Below are 1,070 nucleotides of genomic sequence, written 5' to 3' on the forward strand. Positions count from 1 at the left end.
ACGGTCAATAGCTTGTAATCCGACTCGTCTCTTCTCAAGATATGTTTGCGGGCGTACGAGCGGAGCGAGCGATCCGTTACGGACACCATCACGATCGGGAACGGGTAGGCGAACAGGCGCAACGGAGTGGTCTCGCTATCCGGAAATGCACGATACAACTGATAGGCCGAACACTCGAACGCTACCCAGTAGGGCCCCGTGCAATACAGGTGTATTGAGTTTTGGTTCGCACGCTCACGATCCATGATCTCCACCAAACGTTCTTTCAGCAATAGCATCAAACGGATGCCGGAGGGAACCTCCTCTTTTTCTCTCTTATCTTTGATTTCCATCTTGCTTATTCTTGCGGATTTACTCTTGATGTCCGAACCAACGGTCGTAATCCCGTAAACGACGTATCAACACGGCCTTGCTCTTCTTGGGAGAAGCCTCCTCCATCCAAGGGTCAACCAACTCGTGCGCCATGCGCTGATAGAGGCTGCTGTCCGTACAGCCGTACAGCGTGACCAGCAACAAGGCACGGGATTGCCCCGCTTTTATCACCGGGAGCATGCTGCGCATCGTGGAGCGCAAACGATCGAACTCATCCGACTCGCCCAAAAGCAGATAGGCAGGAAGGAGCAAAGAGTAAAGCTTGCAACGGATCACGTCGGTCTCAGCACGGAGAGAGGCGTAGCCACGCAGGACCTCACGGGCCAGACGGGCATCCTCATCCACTACGACGCCGGAGGCATGGTAACGCCCCAAGGCATCGTGCAAGCCTTCCGACAGACGGTCGTTGTCCAAATGGGTATAGGCGTGCTTGCCCCCCGTGTTCAACTCGATCAACTCATACTCGCCTCGCCTCACCTCGAACAAAGGAACCCACATGCAATCGAGGATACGCACCATCACGTCCTTATGGCCACCGCCCGGCTGTACCACCCCCTCGGCCTCCATGTCGGCAAACGGGCCGGAGGTGATACGCACACGGTCGCCTTTCAACAGGTGGCTACTATCAGGCACGTACACCGGAAGCTCGTTGGAGTAAGACGCCGCGACCCAACGTAAGGTCTCCATCTCACGATCCG

1 protein-coding gene and 1 pseudogene are annotated in these 1,070 nt (G+C 56.1%); both read right to left on the bottom strand.

The features are described 5' to 3' along the window. A partial coding sequence (locus tag D7V92_RS21875) for a hypothetical protein (protein WP_154398246.1) occupies positions 1–332 on the bottom strand: 332 nt, incomplete at its 3' end. A gap of 19 nt (positions 333–351) precedes the next feature. Further along, positions 352–1,070 (bottom strand): annotated as a pseudogene (locus D7V92_RS21880) (transcriptional regulator); the annotation flags it as partial.

The organism is Parabacteroides sp. CH2-D42-20, assembly GCF_003670185.1.
GTDB lineage: Bacteria > Bacteroidota > Bacteroidia > Bacteroidales > Tannerellaceae > Parabacteroides > Parabacteroides distasonis.